The organism is Paraburkholderia sp., from assembly GCF_050742655.1.
GTDB lineage: Bacteria > Pseudomonadota > Gammaproteobacteria > Burkholderiales > Burkholderiaceae > Paraburkholderia.
Window position 1 is genome coordinate 43,197 of the sequence record NZ_JBOIGG010000027.1, and the last position, 25,061, is coordinate 68,257.

The 25,061-nt window shown below is 62.5% G+C and carries 22 protein-coding genes and 1 pseudogene; 10 read left to right on the forward strand and 13 right to left on the reverse strand.

The features are described from left to right. Window positions 1-188: 188 nt before the first annotated feature. A complete protein-coding gene (locus tag ACREXZ_RS28045) occupies window positions 189-1,181 on the reverse strand; it encodes an alpha/beta fold hydrolase (protein WP_431767392.1) in 993 nt (330 codons plus the stop codon). Window positions 1,182-1,243: 62 nt separating this feature from the next. After that, entirely contained in the window at window positions 1,244-2,374 is a 1,131-nt protein-coding gene (locus ACREXZ_RS28050; RefSeq protein WP_431767393.1) for an alpha/beta hydrolase, read from the reverse strand. A 118-nt stretch (window positions 2,375-2,492) separates the two neighbouring features. Here ACREXZ_RS28050 and ACREXZ_RS28055 point away from each other — a divergent pair, with 118 nt between their 5' ends. The 3 genes from ACREXZ_RS28055 (at window position 2,493) to ACREXZ_RS28065 (ending at window position 4,780) form a co-directional block, all read left to right on the forward strand. Next, window positions 2,493-3,374 (forward strand): NmrA family NAD(P)-binding protein, encoded by an 882-nt coding sequence (locus ACREXZ_RS28055; RefSeq protein WP_431767394.1) that lies wholly within the window; start codon window positions 2,493-2,495, stop codon window positions 3,372-3,374. Window positions 3,375-3,418: 44 nt separating this feature from the next. After that, a complete protein-coding gene (locus tag ACREXZ_RS28060; protein WP_431767395.1) occupies window positions 3,419-4,150 on the forward strand; it encodes a GNAT family N-acetyltransferase in 732 nt (243 codons plus the stop codon). Window positions 4,151-4,225: 75 nt separating this feature from the next. Continuing rightward, window positions 4,226-4,780 (forward strand): TetR/AcrR family transcriptional regulator, encoded by a 555-nt coding sequence (locus ACREXZ_RS28065; RefSeq protein WP_431767396.1) that lies wholly within the window; start codon window positions 4,226-4,228, stop codon window positions 4,778-4,780. 535 nt (window positions 4,781-5,315) lie between these two features. On the opposite strand, the gene dsr1 is transcribed toward ACREXZ_RS28065, so the two are convergent. The 4 genes from dsr1 to ACREXZ_RS28085 form a co-directional block, all read right to left on the reverse strand. Continuing rightward, the gene (dsr1, locus tag ACREXZ_RS28070) at window positions 5,316-9,143 is read right to left on the reverse strand and encodes an anti-phage defense-associated sirtuin Dsr1 (RefSeq protein ID WP_431767397.1); all 3,828 of its coding nucleotides are present in this window, start codon (window positions 9,141-9,143) and stop codon (window positions 5,316-5,318) included. A gap of 539 nt (window positions 9,144-9,682) precedes the next feature. After that, window positions 9,683-10,096, reverse strand: coding sequence for a hypothetical protein (locus ACREXZ_RS28075; RefSeq protein WP_431767398.1), 414 nt, complete (start codon window positions 10,094-10,096; stop codon window positions 9,683-9,685). A gap of 7 nt (window positions 10,097-10,103) precedes the next feature. Next, window positions 10,104-10,559 (reverse strand): hypothetical protein, encoded by a 456-nt coding sequence (locus ACREXZ_RS28080; RefSeq protein ID WP_431767399.1) that lies wholly within the window; start codon window positions 10,557-10,559, stop codon window positions 10,104-10,106. A 164-nt stretch (window positions 10,560-10,723) separates the two neighbouring features. Continuing rightward, entirely contained in the window at window positions 10,724-11,656 is a 933-nt protein-coding gene (locus ACREXZ_RS28085) for a LysR family transcriptional regulator (RefSeq protein WP_431767400.1), read from the reverse strand. Window positions 11,657-11,766: 110 nt separating this feature from the next. Between ACREXZ_RS28085 and ACREXZ_RS28090 the strand changes: the two genes are divergently transcribed. From ACREXZ_RS28090 to ACREXZ_RS28115, 6 genes are all read left to right on the forward strand, one after another. Then, window positions 11,767-13,200: an aldehyde dehydrogenase family protein gene (locus tag ACREXZ_RS28090; RefSeq protein WP_431767401.1), complete on the forward strand. Its 1,434-nt coding sequence runs from the start codon at window positions 11,767-11,769 to the stop codon at window positions 13,198-13,200. Further along, window positions 13,197-13,604 (forward strand): carboxymuconolactone decarboxylase family protein, encoded by a 408-nt coding sequence (locus ACREXZ_RS28095; protein WP_431767402.1) that lies wholly within the window; start codon window positions 13,197-13,199, stop codon window positions 13,602-13,604. Before ACREXZ_RS28090 ends, ACREXZ_RS28095 begins: the two co-directional genes overlap by 4 nt. A gap of 317 nt (window positions 13,605-13,921) precedes the next feature. Next, on the forward strand, window positions 13,922-14,476 hold the full coding sequence (locus ACREXZ_RS28100; RefSeq protein WP_431767403.1) for a hypothetical protein: 555 nt from the start codon (window positions 13,922-13,924) through the stop codon (window positions 14,474-14,476). A gap of 230 nt (window positions 14,477-14,706) precedes the next feature. After that, complete coding sequence (locus tag ACREXZ_RS28105) at window positions 14,707-15,606, forward strand: DUF1571 domain-containing protein (RefSeq protein ID WP_431767404.1); 900 nt, start codon at window positions 14,707-14,709, stop codon at window positions 15,604-15,606. 95 nt (window positions 15,607-15,701) lie between these two features. After that, a complete protein-coding gene (locus ACREXZ_RS28110) occupies window positions 15,702-16,466 on the forward strand; it encodes a YkgJ family cysteine cluster protein (RefSeq protein ID WP_431767405.1) in 765 nt (254 codons plus the stop codon). A 64-nt stretch (window positions 16,467-16,530) separates the two neighbouring features. Beyond that, window positions 16,531-17,277 carry an IclR family transcriptional regulator gene (locus ACREXZ_RS28115; RefSeq protein ID WP_431767406.1) on the forward strand — a complete coding sequence of 249 codons (747 nt, stop codon included), beginning with the start codon at window positions 16,531-16,533 and terminating at the stop codon, window positions 17,275-17,277. On the opposite strand, the gene ACREXZ_RS28120 is transcribed toward ACREXZ_RS28115, so the two are convergent. The 5 genes from ACREXZ_RS28120 to ACREXZ_RS28140 all read right to left on the reverse strand — a co-directional run bounded on the left by ACREXZ_RS28120 (window position 17,278) and on the right by ACREXZ_RS28140 (window position 23,689). Then, window positions 17,278-18,102: a citryl-CoA lyase gene (locus tag ACREXZ_RS28120; RefSeq protein WP_431767407.1), complete on the reverse strand. Its 825-nt coding sequence runs from the start codon at window positions 18,100-18,102 to the stop codon at window positions 17,278-17,280. A gap of 1 nt (window position 18,103) precedes the next feature. Further along, entirely contained in the window at window positions 18,104-19,300 is a 1,197-nt protein-coding gene (locus tag ACREXZ_RS28125; RefSeq protein WP_431767414.1) for a CaiB/BaiF CoA transferase family protein, read from the reverse strand. Window positions 19,301-19,326: 26 nt separating this feature from the next. Further along, window positions 19,327-20,760: an MFS transporter gene (locus ACREXZ_RS28130; protein WP_431767408.1), complete on the reverse strand. Its 1,434-nt coding sequence runs from the start codon at window positions 20,758-20,760 to the stop codon at window positions 19,327-19,329. Between the two features lie 194 nt (window positions 20,761-20,954). Then, window positions 20,955-22,808 (reverse strand): ABC transporter ATP-binding protein/permease, encoded by a 1,854-nt coding sequence (locus ACREXZ_RS28135; protein WP_431767409.1) that lies wholly within the window; start codon window positions 22,806-22,808, stop codon window positions 20,955-20,957. Beyond that, window positions 22,805-23,689, reverse strand: coding sequence for an extracellular solute-binding protein (locus ACREXZ_RS28140; RefSeq protein ID WP_431767410.1), 885 nt, complete (start codon window positions 23,687-23,689; stop codon window positions 22,805-22,807). The genes ACREXZ_RS28135 and ACREXZ_RS28140 overlap by 4 nt, the downstream gene beginning before the upstream one ends. A gap of 185 nt (window positions 23,690-23,874) precedes the next feature. On the opposite strand from ACREXZ_RS28140, the gene ACREXZ_RS28145 reads away from it, so the two are divergent. Beyond that, window positions 23,875-24,240 (forward strand): hypothetical protein, encoded by a 366-nt coding sequence (locus ACREXZ_RS28145; protein ID WP_431767411.1) that lies wholly within the window; start codon window positions 23,875-23,877, stop codon window positions 24,238-24,240. 22 nt (window positions 24,241-24,262) lie between these two features. Here ACREXZ_RS28145 and ACREXZ_RS28150 read toward each other — a convergent pair whose 3' ends face one another. Both ACREXZ_RS28150 and ACREXZ_RS28155 read right to left on the reverse strand, forming a co-directional pair. After that, window positions 24,263-24,862 carry a short chain dehydrogenase gene (locus ACREXZ_RS28150; protein WP_431767412.1) on the reverse strand — a complete coding sequence of 200 codons (600 nt, stop codon included), beginning with the start codon at window positions 24,860-24,862 and terminating at the stop codon, window positions 24,263-24,265. Window positions 24,863-24,921: 59 nt separating this feature from the next. Further along, window positions 24,922-25,061 (reverse strand): annotated as a pseudogene (locus tag ACREXZ_RS28155) (threonine dehydratase); the annotation flags it as partial.

Here is a 25,061-nt window from a genome sequence, read left to right on the forward strand (position 1 = left end):
CGACGACGCCGACCAATCCCGTCCGAGTGATCGGGCTGCTCTCGGTCCAACTCGGACAACCGGTGTCCTGTTGGTCCGATGTCCGTTCTTTGAGTGCAAGGGTCATCGAAGATTCTCGTGAGCCTCGGTTACGCTGCCAATGAGACGGAACTTGGAGCCGGGAGTAAGCCGGGCAGTGTATGTAACGATCATGCGAGATCAACGGTACGCAGGAACTTCAGCAGTTGGTCGCTGACCTCGGCGGCGGCCTCATGTTGAACCCAATGCCCCACGTTATCGAATTCGAGTCCCCCAGCAAGGCCCGGTAAGCCGGCACGAAGGTCCTCCAGGCTAAGCGGGTATAGCTCTTTCAGACCATCCGCTTTGCCCCAGATAAAAAAAGACGGCTGAACGACCTTCGCACCCTTCCACGCAGCGGACAAAATAAAATAGGGCTCCGCCGCGCGGTAGTAATTCAACCCTCCGTGGAAACCAGTACGCCGAAATTCCGCGATGTTATGCGCGACGTAGTCCGGTGGCGCCCACGAAGGCAACGGTTCGGGGGCCGCACGATGAAGGCTTCGAGCCGGATCCATTGGACTCCACCGCTGGCCGGCTGGCGCAGTACCCGATGCCCAATACAGAATGCCGGGAATGGTCACCGCGGCGTTGGCCCAGATTTCGTCGGCGTCGGCCCGAATTTGCTCGAACATATAGAACTTGTCTTGATACCCCGCCTTTCGCATCCTGTCGAAAACACTGACGTCTCCGCGCGGCACGAAAGGGACACTGAGGCAGAATACCGCCGCAAATCTGTCCGGGCGCATCAGCGCCGCGTTCCACGCATGCGTCGCCCCCCAGTCATGACCGACGAGGACGGCGCGGGGGATCTCTAGCGCATCGAGCAAACCAACCAGGTCGCCTGTCGTGTGCAACGGTGTGTACAGGCTTGCGTCGGCCGGAGCCGAGCTTCGCCCATAACCACGCATATCCGGAGCAATTGCTCGATATCCCGCCGACGCAATGACCTTCATCTGCCGGCGCCACGTATAGGAGGTGTCCGGAAAACCGTGGCAGAACAGTACTGCTGGCCCCTCCCCTTGCTCCGTCACGTGCAAGGTAATGCCGTTGGTCGCAATGTCATATTGTTTGATGCTATCGCTTGAATCTGAAATCACCTGATCGTTGTTCGAGGCGCTCATTTCATTCAACTCCTTTACTCGATGTGCAGGACCCGATGCGGGAGAAGATGCGTCCGTGATCGCTACGACAGCCCCTTCACCCCGAGCCACGAGCGGATTACCTGGACGAGTTCAGCCTTGTGTTCGAGCGGAAGCCAGTGGCCTGCGCCCAGAGTCGCCACAGACAGATCCGCGCAGGCATTTCGCATGGGCTCGCCGAGAGCGCTGCGGGTGATGTCGCAGATGCCATCGAATTCACCGTTCACGAACAGCACAGGCTGGCTCAACCGGCCGCTGTCGGGTGCGGTTCGAGCGTAGGCGATGTTGGCCTCATCGTTCAGATACCATGCGTTACCCGGACGAAAACCGGTCACACGGAACGCATCGACCAGCGCGTCGAAGTCGGCAGATGGCCAGAGCGCCTCGTCCGGCGCCACCATCGGCGCACGATGTGCCGAACCGAACCAGCCTCCATTGCGCGAAACCAGCGCAGAGCGATAGACCCGGTCCACCGACTTCGGGTCTCCAGACCGGTAGATCGCCGCCAGTGTCGCTGCTATGTCGGCATTGAACTCGGTAACGGTCTGATCGAAATGCGTCAGATAGAAGCGGTAGTAGCCCCATTGCCCGTCCGGATACTGGTCGGCGGGATAGAGCGTCCGATCGACCAGGGGCAGCAGACTGCGCAACCCGAAGCTCTCAGGCATATACGGAACGGAGACGAACACAACCGCGCGGCTGCGCTTCGCGTGATGCGCAGCGAGCGCCCCGGCCACCGGGCTTCCCAGGTCGTGGCCGATCCATATTGCCGGACTCGCGCCCAGATGGTCATGAAGCTCGACCAGGTCGTCAACCACCTCTTTGAGCGCATAGGCATCGGGCGAGCCTGGTGTCGACGAGCCACCGTATCCGCGCATGTCCGGCGCAATGCAGCGCCAGCCCTCTGATGCAAAAGCTTCGATCTGCGCACGCCACATCAGACCGACTCCTGGCCAGCCATGAAGGAAGATCATCAATGGCCCCTCGGCGGGGCCGGCCTCCCAATAGCGCGTGGAATGACGGGGTGAGGCGAAGGTGTGGGCGATCATGGCAGGAACGTTCTCCGATGTACGGTCGTCCGGGAAGGACGCGGTCTTCGAATTCCATTTGCAGCGTGCGTTCGCGAACGCAGCCAGACGGCGCTTGCCGGCTGCGTCGAGGGCGGCATTCTGCAAAAGACTGGTACGAGATTATCATCAATCCTCGCTCAGGATTACGACTATACTCCAGTTAAAATCCGGTGACTGAAGCGTTGATCACCTTACCAATTAATGAACTGAGTGGAGCTTTCAAATGGCTCATCGTAAATTTTTTGTTGCAGGCGCGACTGGCGACACGGGCGGAGCAGCGACAACCGCCCTTTTGGCTGCAGGTGAACAGGTACGAACCCTGGTGCGGCGCGAGGACGACCGCTCAGAGCGGCTGCGCGCGCAGGGCGTCGAGGTGCTGGTTGGCGATCTCTCGGATATCGACGACGTCGCACGCGCTCTTCAAGGCATCTCATCGGCCTATTTCGTTTATCCGATCGAAAGCGGTGGAATAGCGGCCACCGCTTCGTTCGCACAGGCTGCCCGTGAGACAGGAATCGAATCCATTGTGAACATGTCGCAGATTTCGGCCCGCCGCGAAGCGAAGAGCCATGCCGCGCGAGACCATTGGATCTCCGAGCAGGTGTTCGGCTGGGCTGGCACGCCAGTCACGCATCTGCGCCCTACGTTCTTCGCTCAATGGCTGACCTATCCGGGTCAAGTCGCGAGCATCAGAAAGGACGGGGTGCTGCGCCTGCCCTTTGGCGAAGGGCGCCATGCGCCGATTGCGGCCGAGGATCAGGGTCGCGTGATTGCCGCCATCCTTCGCGATCCGGCGCCGCACGCGGGCAAGGTCTATCCGCTCTACGGGCCGGTCGAGATGAATCACCACGAGATTGCGGCCGAGATGAGCCAGGCGTTGGGTAGGACGGTGACATATCAACCGGTCGATCTCGAGTTGTTCAAAAAGCGCCTGGATACGGATGCAAAATTCAGCGATACCTTCACGCAGCATCTGCTGTCGGTTGCCGTCGATTATCAGGAAGGCGTTTTCGCCGGCACCAATTCCTTCATCGAGGATTTGACCGGGACTCCTCCGATGACGGTCCAGGCATTTATCAGGAAGCACGCGGCGCGGTTCGACTGACCGCGATCCCACAGCAGAGAAGATGAACAAAACAGGAGCTTGTCATGCAGTCCTCCCACATTGATGCAGCCAGTGAGATCGCAACCGAGGAATACCTCGCCAATCCCGTATGGATCGCTCTAACCGAAGCATCTCCGGCCTTCGTCGAGCGTCGCGAAGGTGGTGCCCGGTATCGCCCGGAATTTGCGCCGTTCGGGGCCGCGCAGAATTACACCGCGCAAGGCGTCTCACAGGTTGCAGCGATGCTCCAGCCAGGACAGCGCCTTTCATTCTTCACGGCGGTCAAACCGAACTTGCCGCCCGGCTTCGACGTGGTGCGCACGGCTGTTGCAAACCAGATGGTTGCCGCCAACAGGTTCACCGTATCGGCCGATGAGCGGATTGTACGACTCGGCGTCGACGACACACCTGATATGCTCCGACTCGCCGAAATGACGGAGCCCGGACCGTTCAATCCCCGAACCAACGAGCTTGGTCACTTCTTCGGCATCAGGGAGGACGGCCAGCTGGTAGCGATGGCGGGCGAACGAATGACTGCCGGGAAGTACGTCGAAATCAGCGCCGTGTGCACGCACCCGGAGTGGCGTGGCCGAGGGCTGGGTCGACTGTTGATGGAGCATCTGTCGGCAACCATCCAGGAACGCAACAAAGTACCGTTCCTTCATGTGTTCACCAATAATGTTTCTGCTGTTCGTCTGTATCGGGAGCTCGGCTTCCGCATTGCCAGGACCTTGCAACTGACGGCAATCGTGAGGTCATCGGTTGACGCAGCGTAATCGCTGCGGCGGACGGGCCGGGCGAGCGGCACTGCCGATAGACTCGCAAGACAATGCATCTTTGAGATTGAAAAAATGGGGCACTCACAAGCTGAGAAACTGGCCACGCATCAGCGGATTGTGCAGGTCGCCGCACGGCGTTTCCGCGAGCGCGGCGTTGACGGGATTAGTGTCGGCGACATCATGAAAGAAGCTGGCTTAACCGTCGGCGGCTTCTACAAGCATTTCGAGTCACGCGATGCGCTTGTGACGGAGGCTTTCACAATGGCGTTGCAGGACATCGCGCATATTCAGGACGCGCTCAAGACGGCGCCTCAGCGCGCCATAAGCACATACGTGTCGGAAAGTCATCGAGACAACGTCGGCCGGGGTTGCCCTCTTGCTGCCCTGGTCAACGATGTGGCGCGAACCGCCGATGCGACCCGCGAGGTATACACCGAAGGCGTCCGCGAAATCATCGGATTGCTAGCGCAGTCGTTTTCGGAAACAGAAGGCGCCCAGGACAAGGCGGCGCTGGTCTTCAGCGCCTGCGTGGGTTCAATAGCACTTGCTCGTGCAGTGAGGGACCCGAATCTATCAGCCAGGATAATCGAAGGAGCGCTGGCACAAGTGCTCAGAATGTACGAATGATGCCTGGCGGAGATATTGGGCCTCGTCGCGCGTTCCCCTCATAGCGACTTCGTCGGTGAGAAACTCGAACGCGGCTCGGCTCGGCTCGCAATAATCGCCCGCGCTACGGCGCCATCAACGATTTAGGAAACGGTACCGATGATGGCGTCCAACCGCCAGTAGCTGCAGTTCCAGGTCCCCTCCCGGAGAAGCGAAAGCTTCCGCACGATAAGATCGTGCCGAGATACGTCGCATGGATTTCGCGATGACAGGATTGCGGCGGTAAGCCGATGTCTGGTTGTCCGGGAGGGAATCCCGCGAATGTCGCCTCGTGGCCGGACCCGGAAGTTCGGCAAGCACCCGTCGATGATCTAACCCAAACTCGGCGCGAACTTCCCTTGTCAACCCGTTTCGGCCATTAAGGAGGCGTCATTTCAACGGCAGGTATCTGAGTGGAACGGCCACATCGTGCCATGGTCCGCGGTGGCTACCATCCGTTCTCGCCCGTTGGATCGACTTGCAGAACCACACAGCGGAGGTAACGAAAATTACGGCACTACGCCCCTCCTCGTCTCCGCGAATACTCTCGAAGCCGCAGGTAACGAACATCTTGCTCGAGCCGTGGCGAAACTTGCACGATCGCGTCCAAACATTGCCCTAACTCCTCAGGACCCCATTGTTGGTCCGCAATTACTGTGTCCAGGAGAAGCAGAGCATCCGCTGGGAATCGGGAGCACAAACCCGATTGGTGCAGCAGATGTACGACGTAGTACGGATGTTCAATTGGTCGCAACCAGTCTTGCATCGCAACCAAAGCAGCCGGAAATTCAGATCTGGCAGCAATGATGAGCCGGATCAATGACTCGGCGATTCGCGGCGTGGCAAAGTCACGTGACTTGGGCCAAACGAACTGCCAGAACGGCTGAACACGGTTTTTCCAATAGTCCTCGCTCTGATCGGCAGCCCCCTCAAGAGCCTGAGAGAGCGCCTGTGCGGACTCCTCGAGCCCTTCCTGAGGCAGCGCTCCAATGGCCGATCGGTACTCATCGACGGTGTAGCCCTCGGTCGGCCCTAACGCCGCGTAAGTCAGGAACGCTGCGAACTGCTGGCGGTGTTCACCTAAGTCGGCGTAGTAATTCGCGGTCTGTAGGAAGTGCGGTTTGAATGCAATCAACAACGGCTGATACAGGCGCGGCGACCACAAAAAGCCTTCCCACACCGCTTTCGCTTCAGCCTGAACGTCCCAACTGAACAACGGCAACAGGTTTTGCTCGGTCCAAGTTCGATCAACACGAAAAAGCGCAATTAGTTGAGAACCCAGCAGAACCCGTCCGTGACGGAATCGATCCACCTGCACGTCACAGAGCTCCGTGAAGAAGGGCTCTATCTCGGCGGGAAGCTGATCGTTGTCGTTCGGATTCCGTTTGAACCACAGGTTGATCAGCGCCTGCGTGACGTGCCCCACCGGGTGATTGATGGCATTGGTAACAGGTTGGTCAATCGGCTCGCCATTCTGCGTCATTCCTGTGCCTGCTTCAAGCGGCAGGTCAAGGATGCGACGGCACAGGTTCAGCAGGATTTCCTCGTGTTGATTTACAGATTTCGAAACGTTTTCGATCCACCACGTAACAGCGTGGACAGTTTCCTCAATGACGGCGTCTGGCATGGTTTGGACCAATGGCGCAGCATATCGCCACGACCTAAGTACCATTCCTTCCTCGCTCCAAGCCTGCAGGGCCTCGCGCCATCGTCCGGCCGGCCATGTTCCATCACGCGATAGATCGCACAGCGCATACAGGCTGTGGAAGAAGCGGCTGCGGCAAACGTCGCGCCACGTATCCTCGTAGAACGGTCGTTGTTCGGACGGTGGCTTTGTAAGCCACTGGACGAGTTCATGCCGCTTTCGAGGCGCGATGTCGACATCCCGGCTTTCTTCATAGTCCGGATCACCGGTGCCGCTCATCCAGTGGGAGAACTCGTCACGCTCATTGTCCGCCAACTGCCATTGCGGGTACGTGTCGGAGAGTTCCGCCAAACGCGCCGCAGCGATTGAGCCTTGCGCGAGGCCCGAGGCATTCAGTTTGGCCAGATGCAGCCAGACTGAGCGTGCCACCAACTCTTCCCACCGGTCTGGTTCGAGATCGTCCCTGTACATCTCGCGTGGTGGACCAGCTACGATGGCGCCCTCCAGACGCTCCTGTGCAGTACCTGACAACTGGCAACCTTGCAGAACCAACAGCCGGAAAACTTCTCTCCCCGTATCCGTTGACCATAACCACCAAGCGCCATCTGCCAACAGCCAATCCACCCACTGTTCGGGCGCGATGCAAGCATCTTGGCTCGCAGCAAAAAGGGCTAATCGTTTGAACGTAGGGTAGGGTAGATCGAACCATGTCTGGGCAATTCGCGCTGAACGAGCGCGATCAATGTCGTGAACCGCCAGCCAGGCATCTCGCAGTAATTCAATCAGGCTCACCCAGTCATGAAAGCCACGGTTCTGCCAGTGCGGACTGATCGACGGCAAGTCCCAGTGCGAATGATCTCTGTGATCATCCGCTTCGCCCAACTCGCGTAGCAAGTCCAGCGCATCACGCAGGAGCTGCTGGAAGTCCTCAACTAGCAGGGGCAAGGCAGATGCCCAATGCTCGTCGGCAAGATCGCGTAGAGCTGAACGCACGTGGTCGGCGGCTAGCACAAGCTCCCAGTGCACCAATTGCTTGATTCGCACAGGCTCGGCAGTGCTTGCTTCGTCGTCTCCCCAACGGAATGGTTGCTTCAATGCCACCAAGGGCGCGAGTAGATCGCGCAACTCCAAGCGCAATGTGCTGGTCAGCCCTTCCCGCTTCAGCCGACCTTGCCAGCGGTACAGGCTCAGCTCACGCCATGATGATTTCACTCGACCGCTGAGCAGCAGGCTCCACAGCTTGCGCATCAAGGGGCTAGGGATGGCCTTTGGCGCCTGTAGGCGGATTTCATCCAGCTCGACAGTTTTGCCTTCGCGCTCCTTTGAGGCAAAGTCATTCAGTTTTTGTTCGATCAGCCACGACCAGCGATCATGCAACTGGCCACCGCGTTGTGCGATCCAGATGATCAGCCTCGGATCATCCAGGTGACGTACCAGCCAGCATGCCACTTGGAACATTACATCGTCCCACTGGCTGCTCGTAGTGCCACCAGCAGCCAGTAACATTGGCATTGCGCGGTTGTAGGGCGCTGGCCGGCGAATCAGACTAAAGCGCAACTTGACGTCCACCTCGTCGCCTGAGGGCACGCCAAAGCGGACCAGATCGCTATGCTGAAAACGTTCGTCCTGGAAGGCCTCCAGTAACCAGTCCAGCGACGGAACGGGATTGAAGTCGGCAAAGCGCTTGGCCGGCAATCCTGATTTGTCCGACAGAGCCCATAACATTCGTCCAACGAAGTCGTCTTGCTGCGTGCTCGCCGATGGCCGTGCCAAGGCGTGACTGACTACGATGCGCTCCTTGCCAAGTACGCCATCGCGGTATGTTTCCGCCCAAGCGTGCAAAGTTTTATGGAGCGCTGAATGGTCGTGGCTGCCGGGGGGTACTTCGTAGAGAATGGGCGTGACACCCTTGGCTTCCCACTCGATGGCCTTGCGATGCTCTTGCCCACGCTCGCAATCGCCCAGTGCCCAAGCCTGCGGCGTGACTTCTCCAAGCATCCTGTCAGCAGCCAGCGCATCCATCATGTAACGCAACACCGGATCGTTGATGCTATAACCTACGAAACAGACGACATAGTTGCGAAATAACTCGCTTACGAAACGGGCTGCCCAGCGTTCCGTGAGGTAGGCCAGGCCGAAGTCCCCGCTTGTAACTACCAACCGGTTTAGCGCGGTATCGTCCATCCCTTCTGGAAGCAGACCGTGCAGGAAGACCACCCCGTTCCAGCGGCTGTTCTTTGGGATAGGTAGCATCGGCGCGGCATACGTTTGGAAAGCTTGGCCAGTGCGTTTGGCTGCTGCATGGAACACACGGTCAAAATTGGTGGAGACCAGCCGCAGCGACCCCTCACGGCTGCGCGCCAGCCGCAACAGCGCGGCCTGTGTATCGGTGGCACCCCTACGATGTAACTTAGGTTTGAGTGCCTGCGCCAGAGCACGACGTACTGCCAAGCGCTGCCCTGGCAGACGTCGCTCTAATAGGTCCAGCGTGGCGTCAAATTGCCAACGGTCGAAGGACCCGCGTTCGATCTCCGAAAGCGCCGTGCCGTTCAACCGGTAGATCTCTTCCACCAGGCCCTTAAAGCCGGGCAGGCCCGCGGGATAGGAAATACCTGCGCCGCAGAAAAACACTACTCGCCCCTCCTCATGTGCTTGCAAGAGCGCATTCGGTATGTCGGGTCCGTCGGTAATGAATTGCAAAATAGGTCCCCGTTGTCATCTTTTAAGTCAGCAATATCTTATTCCGCAATCAGACTGGACGACTATCCCGGCTAAGATAGCCGCCCCCGGCGCAGCCCCCCGCTTTCCGAGAGGACATTCGATTGTGATCGTGGCGCGTTTGCTCTCGTCTACAGGTGCTCATAGAAGTATGACGGACGGGACACGCGCAACCCGCACCACGCGACGCAAACTCGCGGAGCATAAACAGCACTCGAAGTATTGGGGAACGCGGGAGCGCCGAAATACGGACGCCAATTGGTGCCCTATGAAAGGCGATCGCCATCGCACTATGAAAGGCGGCCTCAATCGCGCGGTGGCGGAAAAAGGCTGTTGCCGGGAGCGGAGCGGCCACTCGAGCGTCCGTTTGTCGACGATGGCGAACGTCGCTTCCTGGCCGCATCCCGACGCTAAACCGTGTAATGGCCCCGAGTCGCCGGTGTCCACGCGCAGGCTTCGCAGTGGTGACGCACAAGCAAACCGGCGCGCTTCTTTCCGCTCGCTCGGGACCGCTCAGAAAGTCAACGGACAAGCCATCCAAAAGCCCACACCCATGCCTCGCGAACGCGACGCGCGCGGTCTTCGAAGAGATATGACGCAACCAGCGTCAAGAGACCTGAAGTAACACCCGCCACTATGTGCTCGATATAGGGGATGCGGTAGCGACTCTCGTGCGAGTAGGCGTCGCCTAACATTGTCAGGAAGCCGACGACCAGCGCATTGCCATATCGATGTCCGTAGAGTTTCGCCGCAGGCGTGAAAGTCAGAAGCACGGCCAGGAGTCCGGTGAACAGACCTGTCCGGAATGCAATCGTCCAGTGGACAAGACTCATGACATTTCCCCAGCTCCCCGACATGCAGGTCATACACGCGCTGGTCGGTTGCCAGAAACGCTGGATAAACAGCCTGACGCGGCGCTTCCACTCGCTTGACATGATCAATCTAGTCCTGGGGATTCGCCACTCGCCTCACCATCACAGGAACCGGCTTGGACGTAGTTAAAGCAAAAATGATGTGGCCATTCCTGCCCGGGTCGGATTTGCCGCTGTAGGCGCAAAACGCCTGCGCGTCATTCTGGATGCAGGAGATATTTGCGTTCGCGAGCCAACTCTCTGGGAAAAAGCGCTTTAAATCGTCGGCGCTGCTGTCACGGTATTGACAGCCACGATCGCAACTGATGCCGCGCCATTCCTGATTCGGAAATTTTCCTCGTGCAATCCATTTGTCAGGTCCGTCTTTCGAGTAGCTCAGTTGATACAGGACCCCTGAGGGTTGGCCATTGGGTTTAAGCCATTCATAGGTGCCTGCATCATCGGGAGTAAGTGCATATGCCGCCTGATGGGACGTGGCAAGTAGCACCACCACAATCAGCGCCCTTCGGATGCTCAAGGTATTCATCAGATCCCCGAATGATGTCCTGATATCGAACGGCCGAAAGTGACCGGCGGCGGCCGAACAGGATGATATTAACGCGTCTGTCCACGACGAGAATTTCTACTACCTTTGAGGAAGCGGCGAGATTTTTTGCATCACGAGGCAGGCGCGTATCGCTGTAGCATCGCTCACTTCTTGAGCGACGCAGCCGCGGAGCCCCGGCCACCCCGCCCCACCGTCTCCCGCAACAACTCAATAAACGCCCGCAATGCCGCCGGCACGTTCCGCCGGTCCGGGTAATACAGACACAAGCCCGGCGAAGTAACGGTCCAGTCCTTCAGTACCGCGACGAGCCGCCCCGCCGCGAGATCGTCCGCGACCTGTTCGTCCCACAGATACGCGATACCCGCCCCCGCGAGCGCCGCGTCGCGCATCAACAACGGCTCGTCGAGTGTCAGGTCGCCGGGCACGTCGAGCGTGAATTTCTCGCCGCGCCGCTCGAACTCCCAACGGTATAGCGGACCACTCGGCCAGCGCGCGCGGATGCATCGATGCGACATCAGATCGTGCGGCGTACGCGGCTTCCTGTGCTGCGCAAAATACGACGGGGTGGCGACGATGGAAAAACTCAATGCGCCGCCGAACGGGACCGCGATCATGTCGCGCGGCACCACATCGGCGGTACGGATGCCCGCATCGAATCCTTTACCGACGATATCGACGAAGTGCGCCTCGGTGACGACATCGACACTCATCGACGGAAAGCGGTGCAAGTATTCCAGCACCACCGGCACGAGGATCACACGCGCGGCACCGACCGCGCAGTTCAGTCGCAGCGTGCCGGTCGGCGTCGCGCGACTGTCGTTGACAGCGACCATCGCCTGCTGGATCTCCAACAGCGCCGGACCGACCGCCGCGACGAACTGTTCACCGGCTTCCGACAGCGCGACGCTTCGCGTCGTCCGGTTGAATAGCCGCACGCCAAGCCGCTTTTCGAGTTGCGCGATCGAGCGGCTCAGCGCCGTCGACGACATGTCCAGTTCGCGCGCAGCCGCACGAAAACCACCCAGCCGCGCGACGGCAAGCACGACCTCCAGTTCGATCAAACCTGATTTGTACATTGTCCCGATTTCCGGATCACGTCGTGCAAGTTTATCCCTCTTATCAAAACAGAGGCAATTGACTACGCTGCATGCATCGACCACTCATTGGCCGCACAAACGGAAAAATCATGCACAGCATCGAGCAGATCTATATCGACGGCCAGTTCGTCCAACCCCAAGGCGACGAATGGTTCGACCTCTACAACCCGGCGACAGCTGAGGTGATCGGCCGCGTGCGTCTCGCCGATGCACGCGACGCGAAAGACGCGGTACGCGCAGCACATCGCGCATTTCCCGCGTTTTCGCGCACGAGCAAGGCGCAACGCATCGCGTGGCTCACGAAATTGCACGCGGCCGTGCTGGCCCGCGTGGATCGTCTGGCCGCGGCGACGACAGAGGAATACGGCGCCCCCGCGAATCGCGCAATGTGGGGTGCGCGCTATGCCGCGGAATCTTTCCTGACCGCCGCGCAGACGCTCGAAGCGTATTCGTTCACGCGGCGCATCGCGTCGGCGGAAGTCACGATGGAGCCGGTCGGCGTCGCCGCGTTGATTACACCGTGGAACGCGAACGCGGGCTTCATCTGCAACAAGCTCGCAACCGCGATCGCCGCGGGCTGCACGGTCGTCATCAAACCGAGCGAGATGAGTGCGATCCAGACGCAGATCGTCACCGAAGCGTTGCACGAAGCAGGCTTGCCGCCCGGCGTGTTCAACATCGTGACCGGGCGCGGCGATACCGTCGGCGCCGAACTGAGTACGAACCCGCATATCGCGAAGGTTTCGTTTACGGGATCGACAGCAGTCGGCAAATCGATCGTGCGCGCGAGCGCCGACACGATGAAGCGCGTCACACTCGAACTCGGCGGCAAATCGCCGACGCTGATTCTCGACGACGCCGATCTCGACACGGCCGTGCCACTCGCGGTCAAGGCGGGGTTTGAGAACAGCGGACAGGCGTGCATCGCGGGGACCCGCATTCTGGTCCCTGAGAATCGTCTTCAGGATACCGTCCGGCTGGCGAAGGATGCGGTCGCGGCGGTGAAAGTCGGCCACCTGCAGGACGCCGATTCGGCGATCGGGCCGATGGTGAGCCAGCGGCAATATGAACGCGTGCAGTCCTATATCCGGCGCGGCGTGGAAGAAGGCGCGACGCTGGTCATCGGCGGCGAAGGTCATCCGGACGGGCTCGGCGGCTATTACGTGAAGCCCACCGTGTTCGCGAACGTGACGAACGACATGACAATCGCGCGCGAAGAAATCTTCGGACCGGTGCTCAGCATCCTGACCTACCGCACCGAAGAAGAAGCGATCGAGATCGCGAACGATACCGTCTACGGCTTGCAGGCTTACGTGATTTCGTCCGACCTGGAGCGAGCACGCGCGGTGGCGTCGAGACTCGAAGCGGGTCGCGTGATCATCAACGGCGCGCCGCACGAACCGCTCGCGCCGTTCGGTGGCTTCAAGCAATCGGGGATTGGTCGCGAGTACGGCGTGTTCGGGCTCGAAGCGTTTCTCGAAACGAAGGCCGTGCTCGGTGCGCTGGAGAACGTGCCGCAATGAAGCCGTCCATCGAACAAGGACTTGCGGTGTTCGAACAGTTGCGCGGCGCCGAACGCAGCCAGCAGATGAAGTCGTCGATCGACAACGGCGCGTTCGGCGCAGCGATGACCGCGCTGTCGATGGACTTCGTATTCGGCAGCGTGTGGGCGCGCGATGGCCTCGATCGTCGCGCGCGCAGTCTGGTCACGCTCGGCATTCTGATCGCGTTGCGCCAGCGCGACGAACTGAAGAATCACGTTCGCATCGCGTTGACCAACGGCCTGACCGTCGACGAGCTCGAAGAGGTGATGATTCAGGCGTCCGTGTACGCCGGGTTTCCGGCCGCGCATGCCGCGAACAACGCGGCCATCGAGGTACTCGAAGCGATCGCGCTCGAGCGCGAGGGCGACGCCAGCAAGGATTGATTCTTCAGAGGCCCGCCGCTGGAGCGGCGGCTCCCGCCCAGTCGGCCTGCCGCACCACTCGCTGCGACGCGGCATACGTCGCAACACGGCACCGAAACACCGCGTAACAAACTCTTGCTGAAAACGGTGGAATAGCGTCAACCGGCGACACGTTCTACCTACAGCAGGCCCGTGTCGTCGAGCAGCCGTCGTGTAGCTCTCCACATGCGCATTCGCGCGCTCCGGCCACGCGTCCTGCAAGGCGAACCGATGGGGTCTTCACGGTGTCGGCGCGGCGGTCCGCGTCGTACCACCGGACCGTCGAGCAGGACGAATTCATGCGCAACTTCATTGGACTCGGAATCGTGGTGTGCAGCTGTGTCGCATGCACGACTCCGATCGGATCGCAACTCACCCAGTCTGATCCGCAGAACAGTACGACGACCGCACCGGTCGCGTCGCCGACGTGCCGGACGGTCAACAGCACGGCGGTGATCGACGGCTCCACGCAGAACCTGACCGGCCTCGCGTGCAAACAGCCCGACGGCACCTGGCAAATCCAGCCGCAGGACGCGGGGATCGACCTCGGCGACGACACCTCGCCTCCGTACGCCGACTATGCCTACGCGGACTATCCGTATTACCCGTATTACGACCCCTGGTTCTATGGGCCGCTGGCATTCGGCTTCGGCGGGTCGTTCGTCTTCGTCGATCATTTCCACCATTTCCATCATGGGGATCATGACCACTTCGGCGGGCACGGCGGCTTCCACAACGGCTTTCATGGCGGCGGCGGTTTTCACGGAGGTGGTTTTCATGGAGGCGGGTTCCACGGAGGAAGCAGCTTCCCGGGAGGCGGCGGCGGTTTTCACGGAGGCGGGGGGCGCCGCTAACGTATGACCTGCATGACTTCGTACACCAGACTCACCGCTTGCGTTCCTCACCGGCGGTATCGAGGAGACTGTGTGGACCGGCCGGGGAAATCCATGCGGCCCTGCCGATCGCCACCGACTCCCGCATTCCGCCGGGAACGGTACCGGCCGTACGCGACTTCGCGTACGGCGCGGCCGCGCCGCCTGCGCCTCTATCCGGCGATCCCGCGTGGACGCCGGCGGAGTCGGGGATGAACCGACGCACCTTCGTCACGAACGCCGCGTGGTTGACGATTGCGGGCTGCATGTCGCCGTGGATCGCGCACGGCGAGGCCATCGCGGAAACGATGGCCGTGGCCGCAGCCCCCGATGTTTTGCCGGCGCAGGTCGGCAGGTGGCCGGTCGATCAGCAGGTGCGCTGGCTGCGCCATGCGGCGCAAACCGGTGCACTCGAAAAACTCGACGATGCGCAACTCCTCGCACTGTTCCAGTCGTTCGATCCGCTGACGGTGCCGCGCTATATCCAGGAAGGGCCGAACGGCTATCCGTCGTACGAGTTCACGATGCGGCGCCAGGAGCGCATTCGCGGCATCTGGCCCAGCCGCGCCGATCACATGCTGGTGCGACTGACGCGCGAGCCGCTGCGGATCTACGCGAAATGGCTGCCCGACGGCGCGCATTCGGGCCAGGAAATCATCTACGACGAATCCCGACGCCGCGATCAAATGGTCGGCCACCTGGGCGGTGTGCTGAACGTGATGCCGTTGTGGGTGTCGCTGAACGGTGCGCTTGCGCATGCGCAGTCACACCATCAGGTACGCGACCTGGGCACCGAGTTCATCGCGAGCCAGTTCCTCGCCGAGGGCAAAAAGTTCGCGGAGTCCGGCATCATGCGTCCGGACCAGATCGACGTAAAAACGCTCGACGGCGTGCGCGTCGTCGCGTTCACGTACGAAACGCCGACGGGCCAGCCGGCCTACTATGCGAAGAAGGAAACGCTCGGGCTCGATCTGCGGCATCCGTGGTTCCAGACCGCCGAGTCCTACGACAACGAAGGGCGCCTGTTCGAGAAGATCGTCTTCGAAACGGTCACGCCAAAAACCTTCGACGACTCGACGTTCGATCCGAAGAATCCGGCCTACAAGTTCTAGGCGGTGCGGGAAATCGGGGCAGACGGGCCACTCCCCGCAAAATCCGCCCGCCAGTACAATGCTTTAATCTGACAGCCCCGCAACCCCACCCCACGATGAACGATCTCGACTTCAACTGCACGATGTGCGGCAAATGCTGCCATGGCCTGCGTCTCGCATTGACCGTCGACGAAGCGCGTGCGTGGCTCGCACGCGGCGATCGCGTCGAGCTGATGTGCGAGGCGATTCCGTGGCCGGTCGAACCGGATGCGGACAACCGCGAGGCGAACTACCGGCGGGCCCGCTCGTTCCCTGCCGAAAGCGGCACGCTGCCGGTACGCATCGCGGTGCTGCTCACCGGCACGTTCGATGGCCCGTGTCCGAATCTCGGTGCGGACATGCGCTGCGGGATCTACGAGAACCGTCCGCACGTTTGCCGCATCTACCCGGCCGAGATCAATCCGTTCGTCACACTCGATCCCGCGAACAAAGGTTGTCCGTCCGATGCATGGCACGGTGCGCCGATGCTGCGGGAAGGCCGGCTCGTCGACAGCGAAGTGCAGGCGGTGATCGACAGCGCGCGCTCGGCTGGCGAACGCGACATGCCGGCAAAGGCGCAGCTATGCGCGACGCTCGGCATCGATCGCGCGGCGCTCGCGAACGAAGGCTTCGTCACATACACGCCGGAACCGCGCGCGCTGCTCGATGCGTTGTCCGATGCGATGCATGCGCAGCCGCAGGCGTCACATCAATGGACCTTCGTGTCGAACCGGCGTGAAACCATCGGCACGCTCGAATCGGTCGGTGCGCACGCCAAGGTGCCGGATGCGCCGGACACAGGAAGCGTCTACGGCTACCTCGGCTTTTTCACCGCGACGTAGTTGCCTCACTGCATCCGCGATACATCACGTAAAATTGGTGCGTCATTCGCCAACCCTCACTCGCATGTCCGCGGATCCATCACCACGAAGCCAGGAAGGCGTCGCCGTCATCGACCGCGCGTGCGCGATCCTGTTCGCGTTCAAGCCGACCGATAACGCGCTCACGCTCGCCGAACTCGCCGCGCGCACTGGCCTCTACAAGAGCACACTGCTGCGTCTCGCGGGCGCGCTGATCCAGCATCGTCTGCTGGTGCGTCTCGACGACGGCCGCTACCAGCTCGGTCCCGCAACCTTCATGCTCGGCGCGCTGTATCAGCGCAGTCTGAATCTCGGCGACGTCGTGTTGCCGCTAATGCGCGAACTCGCCGAAGCCAGCAGCGAAAGCGTGTCGTTCTATGTACGGGATGGCGCGGTACGGGTATGCCTGCATCGCGTCGATTCGACGCACGCGGTGCGGTTTCACGTGCACGAAGGCGACGTGCTGCCGCTCGAAAGCGGCTCGGGCGGTCAGACGCTGCTCGCGTTCGGCGGTGAGCCGGGTGCGGCATTCGAGCGGATTCGCGAGGATTTCTACTGCGTGTCGGTCGGCGAACGCGAACGCGACACGGCCGGCATCTCGATGCCGGTGTTCGGTATCCAGCAGGCGCTGCGCGGCGTCTTTACGCTTGCGGGTCCGAGTTCGCGCATCGACGATGCGTTCGTCGCGAGCAATCTGGATGCGCTGTTCGACTGCGCGGCGCGTGCCACCGATGCACTCGGCGGCGACTCGCGTGCGTTACGCGACGCGCGGCACGCCCAACAATCAAAGTAATCAGCCGAGACGCCGTTCAGGCTCACCGGTATAGCGATACGCGACCTGCCGCGGCAGCGGCCCCTTGTTGCGCTCATGACGACCGCGCTGTTCCCACGCATGCGCGAGAATCCCGACCGCACGCGACAGACAGAACACACCGCGCGCCAGTTCCGCGGCAAAACCCAGCTCCGCATAGATCACGGCGCTCACACCGTCGATATTCATCGGCACCGGCTTGCCCTTGCGCGCCTTCAATAACGCTTCGATGCCACGCGCAATCGCCGCATAACGCCCGCCAACAACACCCGCCTCCACCTGCCCGTCGACGAGCGCAAGCAACCGCGGCGCACGCGGATCGACCGGATGAAAGCGATGCCCAAAGCCCGGAAGATATTTACCGTGCGCCTCGACGAACGCATCGACGCCCTGCTCGATCGCTGTATCGAACGACGTGCCCGCGTCGATGCGTTCTGCGATCGTGTCGTACAGTTCGACGGCCTGCTGTCCCGCGCCGCCGTGCACGTCGTCGAGCGCGTTGATCGCCGACGCCATCGCGCCGTTCAGCGGCAGGCCGCAGCTCGTGGCCATCCGCGAGATCGCGATCGACGGCGCCTGCGGCCCATGATCGACCGATGCAACGAGCGCCGCTTCGAAAAGCTTCGCCTGCGCATCGCTGGGCAGTTCGCCGCGCAGCATCAACCAGATCATCTGCGGAAAACTCACGTTGCCGATCAGGTCCTGCACCGGATAGCCGCGCATGCGGATCGAACCCGGATGGATGTCGATGATCGACGTGCTCCAGTAGTCCGCGCACAGTGCGGCGGTGTCGGGTTGCTGTGTCATGTCAGATCACTCCTTCGGCGTGAAGCCGGTCGATGTGCGTGGCGTCGTAGCCGAGTTGCGCGAGCGTCGCGCGCGTGTGCGCGCCGAGTTCAGGCGCCGGCGTCGCGGGCGCGGCATCCGCGCCGCTCACGCGAAAGCCCGCGCGCGTGACGCGCTGCGGCACTTCGCCCGGTTGCGCGGCCAGCTCGCGGATAAAGCCGCGCGTCGCGAGATGCGGATGCGCGAGAATCTCCGGCACCGACAGCACGCGACCGCCAGGCACGCCGCGTTCGAGCAGCTTCGCATCCCAGTTCGCGGCGCTATCGTGCGCGAGCGCCGCTTCGATTTCGGCCTTCAACGCCGCGCGATTCTGCTTGCGTGTATCACGTGCAGCAAAGCGTTCGTCGACGGGCAGATCGGGACGGCCGATCAGTTCGCACAGGCTCACGAACTGCCGCGTCTCGTTCGCCGCGATGTTCAGCAGGCCGTCGCCTGTGCGGAACGTGCCGGACGGCGCCGCGGTGAAATTCTCGTTGCCCATCGGCGTCGGCTCGACGCCCGCGTTCAGATAGTTCGACACGACCCAGCCCATCGTCGCGAGCGTCGCTTCGAGCATCGAGACGTCGAGCATCCTGCCCTTGCCGGTCGCGCGCGCATCGACGAGCGCCGCGCAGATGCCGAACGCCGCCGTGATTCCACCGACCGTGTCCGACACCGGATAGCCGACGCGCAACGGCGCACTGTGCGCGTCGCCGGTCACACTCATCGCGCCGGACATGCCCTGGATGATCTGGTCGTACGCGGGCCGGCGCGACAGTTCGCCGTCCGCGCCGAAACCGGAGATCGCGCAATAGATCAACGGCGGCCGGATCGCCGCGAGCGTGTCGTAGTCGAGCCCGAGCCGGGCCATTACGCCAGGCCGGAAGTTCTCGACCAGCACGTCCGCGGTTTTCACGAGATCGAGCAGGATCGCCTTGCCGCGTGCGTCTTTCAGGTTCAGCGTGACCGACTGCTTGCCCGCGTTGACCGCAACGAACGACGCGCCCATGTTGCGCGCTGCCGCGTCCTTGTCCGCGCCGAGACGCCGCGCGAGATCGCCGCCGTCGGGATGCTCGATCTTCGTCACGTCGGCGCCGAGCAGCGCCAGTTGATACGCGCAGAACGGTCCAGCCAGCACGTTCGACAGATCCAGCACCCGCACTCCGGCTAACGGCAACATCGTCGCTCCAGTCTGTTCAATCGTGTTCACTGCGAAATCTCGTCGAGTGCGCGGCCGTTCGTGCGCGGTCCGAAGAAGCCGATCGCCGCCATCACCGCAAGCATCGCCGCACCGATCAGCGCGAACACGCCGGGCGCGCCCGCGTGCCGCAACGCGAACGCGACCATGAAGCCGGAGAACATCGCGGACAGGCGCGACATCGAATAGACGAAGCCGACGGCCGTCGCGCGCATCCGCGTCGGGAACAGCTCGGTCTGATACGCGTGATAGCCGACCGAGAGCAGCGTGCCGCACAGCGTGATCAGCACGCCGAGCGTCATCAGCGCGGCGGGCGACGTCTGCATCGCGAACAGGCTGCCGAACACTGCGATGCCGAGGGCCGACAGCACGATCAGCGTCTTGCGCTCGATGCGATCGGCGAACGCCATGCCGAGCAGCGGGCCGAACGGATTCGAGATCGCGATCACGAACGAGTACATCAGGCTGTGCGTGATCGTCACGCCTTTCGATACGAGCAACGTCGGCACCCACGATGCGAAGCCGTAGAAGCCGATTGCCTGGAACAGGTTGAACACCAGCATCGTGATCGCGCGGCGGCGATACGGCGGCTGCCAGATCTCGCTAAAGCGCGCACGCGGCTGGGTCGGTTCGTCGAGCGCCTCGGCGGGCGGCAACGCGCGGCCGTACTCGGCTTCGACCTTCGCTTCGAGCTTGCGCATCACCGCTTCGGCTTCGTCGTGACGGCCCTGCTGCGCGAGCCAGCGCGGGCTTTCCGGCACACGCCGGCGGATCGCCCAGACGACGAGCGCACCCAGCGCGCCGATGATCACGACCCAGCGCCAGCCGTCGATGCCGAACGGCGTCTGCGGTACGAGCCACCACGAGCACAGCGCGACCGTCGGCACCGCCGTGTACTGCACGAGATGCACGAACGCGAACGCGCGGCCGCGCAGATGCTTCGGCATCAACTCGCTGACGTAGGTATCGATCGTCACGAGTTCGACGCCGACACCGATGCCCGCGATCAGCCGCCACAGGTTGATCGTATGCGCGCTGGTCTGGAACGCCATCACCAGGGTCGCAGCGGAGTACAGCAGCAGCGACATCGTGAAGACCGCGCGACGCCCGTAGCGATCGGCGAGTCGCGTGAGAAAGAACGTGCCGATGAAGAGCCCCGCGAACGACGCCGCGACGAATGCGCCGAGCCCGGAAAAGCCGAAGAACGAAGCGGTCGTCGTCGAGTACAACCCGCTCTTCACGAGGCCAGGGCCAACGTACGCAGTGAAGAACAGATCGTAGAACTCGAACCAGCCGCCGATCGACAGCAGGAAGACCAGCATCCACACCGTGCGCGTGGCGGGCAGCCGGTCGATCCGCGCGTTGATGCGCGAACCCGCGCCCGCGGCGCCGGGACGGGAACTGGGCGACGCGTTCGCGGCGTCGAGCGGCAAACTGGCCATGACGGCATCTCCTTACGCGCTCTCCAATATGAGCGCTATATTGGTTTGGTCTCTCTATCGTTCTATCTGACAGAACTACGTTCTATTAAACGTAACGCATGATAGCGCGCGACGAGGTCGTTTGGGACCAGGGTTTTTACGTGGGGGCTTCGGGAAGCGGTGCGGCTGGCTGAAAGCGCAGCCCCACCGCGATGTCATGCCGGCTGCGGCCACACCGACACGCCGGCCGGATCAATCGTAAAGCGCAGCGGCTCGTGCTCGCGGATGTCCGCGTCGTCGCTGGCGAATTCGAGCAGCACGCCACCGATGCGCACGCCGACGTAGCGCTCGCCGCGACGCAATCCGATCGTCTCGACGATGCCCGTATGCGGACCATCCGCCGCGACGGCGATCGCGCGCGACGCGATTCGCCACATCACCGGCTGTCGCTCGAGCGTACGGTTTGTCGTTTCGAGTGCAAAGCCATCGCTAGCCTCGATCCGTCCCGCCGCGCTCACGACACCGGTACCGACGTTATGCAGCCCGAGCAATTCGGCGACGCGCATCGTCGCAGGTTGCTCGTACACGGACGCGACCGCGCCGGCCTGGATCACGCGACCCTGATCGACGACAAGCACTTCGTCGGCGAGCAAAGCCGCTTCGTCCGGATCGTGCGTGACGATCACCGTCACCGCCGAAATCTCGCGCTGCAGCGCGCGCAACGACTGCTGCAGCCGGCGACGGCGGGGCGTATCGAGTGCTGCGAACGGCTCGTCGAACAGCAGCAACTGGCTGTGCCGCGTGAGCGCGCGCGCCAGCGCGACGCGCTGCCTCTGACCGAACGACAGCTGATGCGGCAACCGCCTCGTCAGCGTCGCGAGGCCGAGGTGATCGACCCAGTAGCGCGCGCTCGCCGCATCCGCATCGACCGGAAACGCGAGCTGCTGCGCGACCGTCATGTGCGGAAAGAGCCCGTAGTCCTGTGGCATGTAGCCGATCTGCCGACGCTCGGCCGGCAACGCGCCGAGGTCGAGCGCGCCGAGCGCGACGCGGCCCGCGTCGTTGCGCTCGAGCCCGGCGATCAGCCGCAGCGTCAGCGACTTGCCGGAGCCCGACGGGCCGATGATCGCGAGACGCCGCGTCGACGGCGCCCATGCGACGTCGAGGCTAAACGCGCCGAGCGTGCGCTGCAGTTCGAATGCGAGGCGCGGTGGCTCGCTTGTATTTTCACTCACGTCTGCGCCGGCGGGCACGACCAGCGGCTCGTCGCCGTTCACGAGACGCGCGGTCACGTCGTCGTTGCGCACGCGGCGTTGCCAGATCGACAGCGCCGCGCAGACGAGCGCGATCGCGAGCGTCGGCAGCAGCAGCGGCATCATCGCCGGCAACCCCTGGCCGCCGAACACGACGTACGTATAGACCGGCAGCGAATACGGGTGATACGCGACCATCACGGTCGCGCCGAACTCGCCGAACGCGCGCAGCCATGCGAGTGCGAGCCCCGCGCGAATCGCCGGCCACGCGACCGGCAGCGCGACGCGAAAGAAGCGACTGCCCGCGTGATGGCCAAGCGTCGCGGCGACGTCTTCGAATACGGGGTCGACCGACGCGAACGCGGAACGCGCGGCGACGATCAGAAAAGGCGCGGCGACGAAAGTCTCCGCGAGGACGATGCCGGCAAACGAATCGGTCAGCACGCCGCCGACCGCCTGACCGATCCAGCTATACGGCCCGAGCAGAAACAGCAGCAGCACGCCGCTGGTGAGCGGCGGCAACGCGAGCGGCAGCTGCACGACGAAACCGAGCGCAGCCATCGCACGCGACGACGAGCGCGCGAGCCAGTACCCAAGCGGCACCCCGCCGACAAGAATGATGAGCGCCGCGACGCTCGCGCTCGCGGCCGATACGCCAACCGCCGACCACGTCGAGCGCCAGTCGACGCCGGCCCAGTCCGCGTGCCCGATCTGCGGAATGCTCGCGAGGAACGGCGCGCACAGATAGACGGCGAGCAGCGCGGCGAGCCAGCGCAGCGGACGCGCCGCCAGAGGGCGCGCCGCGGATTGCATCATTGCGCGGCGTCGATGACGGCCTGCAGCGAAGGCGGCACGGCCTGCGCATTACCCGTCACAGTCGGTTTGATCACGTCGACGCCGTGTTCCTTCAACAGCGCGCGACCCTTCTCGCTCAGCAGGAAATTGACGAAGCGCGTCGCGCCCGCGGCGTTCGGCGCATCGGCGAGGATCGTCAGTGTGTAGCTGGCCTTCGCCTGCAGTTCAGGCGCGGGACGCAGCGACGGAATCTTCAGGTCCGACGTTTCGGTCGAGTAGAAAAAGCCCGCGTCGAGCTGGCCCGACTGCAGACGGCCGACCAGCGTTTCCTCAGGCAGTACCTGTTCGGGATTCTCCGGCGCGCCGAGCGTCTTCTCGACGAGATCCGGCTGCTGATACAGCTGCGCGGCCTTCGTCATCATCTCGACGGTGAACGCGCCCTTCGGATCGAGCTTCGGATCGGTGCGACCGATGCGGATGCCCGGCTCCTGCAGCACCTTGTCCCAGCGCTTCGTCTTGAAGTCTTTCGCGAAACGGCTCTTCGGGTTGTAGCCGATCATCAGCGGCGACTCCGCGAAATTCACGTACCAGCTGACGTGATCGCCGTTCGCCGCGCCCATCAGGCTCGTGTTGACTTTCGGGCTTGCGCTGATGAAGACGTCGCCGCGCCGCAGCTTGCCCTTGATCTCGTTGGCGACCTTGTTCGAGCCGCCCGCATAGCCACGGTAATGCAGGCCCGTTTCCTTCTCGAACGCCGGTCCGACGCTGCGCTCCATCAGATTCACCAACGAGCCGGCGTACAGCACGTCGACGGTGTCGTCGGCCGCGTACACGTTGCCGGCCGACGCGGCGGCGGCAGCAGTGGCGGCGATCGCGAAGGACATCAGCCATTTGCGCATCATGAGATTTCCCGTAGCGTTATAAAGGCCCATATATTACGACGACTGACGGGCATACGGCATGGGCGTGGGCATAGTGTCGGTATAGATTGAACAGACGTCCCGTGCACGATTCACATCCTTCCCGACGCGAGCCGTCGCGTGCTATCGTTTAAACACAAACGGGATTCACCACTGCGAGCGTCGCCATGAGTGATGTGCGCCACCATCTAAGCCCACGCGACCGCACAGAGCTGCTCTGCTGGCTGACCTGCGGAAGCCTCGGTGCCTATTATCTGAACGAGTCCTGGCCGGACGCGTCGTTTCACGTACAGGCCGCGCACAAGTGGCTCGACCGGCACAGGCGCGAAGCCGACTGGCTGAGCGTCGCGCGGCTGTCCGCTCTAGCGCTCGAGATCGCGCGCCAGCATGCGTGGTTCATCGACGCGGCATGGGCACGCGACGCGGTCGAAGAGATTCTCGACACCGACGATCTGAACTTCGAAGCGCGGCTCGTCGTCCAGGTGCTGGCCGACTGCGAACGCGCGCTCGCGGAAAAGCGTCCTAACGACTGAACCCAACTGCGCTTGCTGACAGCTAGCGGCCCGGCGACAGAATCATCCCGTTGATCGAGCACTCCACCGCATCGACATAAGCCTGCGCGACGACCTGTGCGGGTATGCCCGGCGTCGGGTCGAGCTTCAGTTGCTGCAGTGTCTCGCGGACCCAGCCGGGACTCACGGCGTTCACACGCAGACCGCGCGGCAGATCGGGCGCCGCGCCCTTCACGAAACCCTCGAGCCCTTCGTTGACTGCACGGCCGAGTGCACTGCCCTTCAACGGCGTGTCGAAGCGACCGCTCGTCAGCGTGATCGAACCGCCGTCTCGCAGCGCGGTCAGCCCGTGACGGACCAGCGCGATCTGGCCGAGCAGTTTGGCCTGCATGCCTTCGCGGATGAAGTCTTCGGTCAGGTAGTCGAGCGGACACAGCGGCGCGCTCGCTGCACAGCAAACGATCGCATCGATCGTGCCGATCTGTGCGAACAGCGCATCGATCGAACGGGCATCGGTCAGGTCGACCGGAACGGTGGTCGCGGCGCCGCTGCGCGACGCGCGCACGATCTCGTGACGAACCTCCAGCCGCGCCGCGACTGCCGTCCCGATCGTCCCACCCGCGCCGATTAACAGGATCTTCATCGGACTCTCTCCCTGCGACGTGTGCCGCGCGCCTTCACGTACCACGGTTGATTCTGCCGTCACCCGAGAAACAGCTTGTACACCGGATTGTCGCTCTCTTCCCAGTACGGATAGCCGAGCGTCGCGAGGAAGCGCACGAACTCAGCGTGATCGGTGTCGGGCACCTGGATGCCCACCAGGATCGAGCTGTAGTCCGCCC

Coding starts and splice junctions, on each gene's coding strand:
- ACREXZ_RS28085 (WP_431767400.1), bottom strand. CDS start 11,656: ATGTACAAATCAGGTTTGATCGAACTGGAGGTCGTGCTTGCCGTCGCG.
- ACREXZ_RS28080 (WP_431767399.1), bottom strand. CDS start 10,559: ATGAATACCTTGAGCATCCGAAGGGCGCTGATTGTGGTGGTGCTACTT.
- ACREXZ_RS28145 (WP_431767411.1), top strand. CDS start 23,875: ATGAGTGATGTGCGCCACCATCTAAGCCCACGCGACCGCACAGAGCTG.
- ACREXZ_RS28045 (WP_431767392.1), bottom strand. CDS start 1,181: ATGAGCGCCTCGAACAACGATCAGGTGATTTCAGATTCAAGCGATAGC.
- ACREXZ_RS28090 (WP_431767401.1), top strand. CDS start 11,767: ATGCACAGCATCGAGCAGATCTATATCGACGGCCAGTTCGTCCAACCC.
- ACREXZ_RS28060 (WP_431767395.1), top strand. CDS start 3,419: ATGCAGTCCTCCCACATTGATGCAGCCAGTGAGATCGCAACCGAGGAA.
- ACREXZ_RS28095 (WP_431767402.1), top strand. CDS start 13,197: ATGAAGCCGTCCATCGAACAAGGACTTGCGGTGTTCGAACAGTTGCGC.
- ACREXZ_RS28065 (WP_431767396.1), top strand. CDS start 4,226: ATGGGGCACTCACAAGCTGAGAAACTGGCCACGCATCAGCGGATTGTG.
- ACREXZ_RS28140 (WP_431767410.1), bottom strand. CDS start 23,689: ATGATGCGCAAATGGCTGATGTCCTTCGCGATCGCCGCCACTGCTGCC.
- ACREXZ_RS28075 (WP_431767398.1), bottom strand. CDS start 10,096: ATGTCAAGCGAGTGGAAGCGCCGCGTCAGGCTGTTTATCCAGCGTTTC.
- ACREXZ_RS28115 (WP_431767406.1), top strand. CDS start 16,531: ATGTCCGCGGATCCATCACCACGAAGCCAGGAAGGCGTCGCCGTCATC.
- ACREXZ_RS28120 (WP_431767407.1), bottom strand. CDS start 18,102: ATGACACAGCAACCCGACACCGCCGCACTGTGCGCGGACTACTGGAGC.
- ACREXZ_RS28135 (WP_431767409.1), bottom strand. CDS start 22,808: ATGATGCAATCCGCGGCGCGCCCTCTGGCGGCGCGTCCGCTGCGCTGG.
- ACREXZ_RS28150 (WP_431767412.1), bottom strand. CDS start 24,862: ATGAAGATCCTGTTAATCGGCGCGGGTGGGACGATCGGGACGGCAGTC.
- ACREXZ_RS28055 (WP_431767394.1), top strand. CDS start 2,493: ATGGCTCATCGTAAATTTTTTGTTGCAGGCGCGACTGGCGACACGGGC.
- ACREXZ_RS28125 (WP_431767414.1), bottom strand. CDS start 19,300: ATGTTGCCGTTAGCCGGAGTGCGGGTGCTGGATCTGTCGAACGTGCTG.
- ACREXZ_RS28110 (WP_431767405.1), top strand. CDS start 15,702: ATGAACGATCTCGACTTCAACTGCACGATGTGCGGCAAATGCTGCCAT.
- ACREXZ_RS28105 (WP_431767404.1), top strand. CDS start 14,707: ATGAACCGACGCACCTTCGTCACGAACGCCGCGTGGTTGACGATTGCG.
- ACREXZ_RS28130 (WP_431767408.1), bottom strand. CDS start 20,760: ATGGCCAGTTTGCCGCTCGACGCCGCGAACGCGTCGCCCAGTTCCCGT.
- ACREXZ_RS28100 (WP_431767403.1), top strand. CDS start 13,922: ATGCGCAACTTCATTGGACTCGGAATCGTGGTGTGCAGCTGTGTCGCA.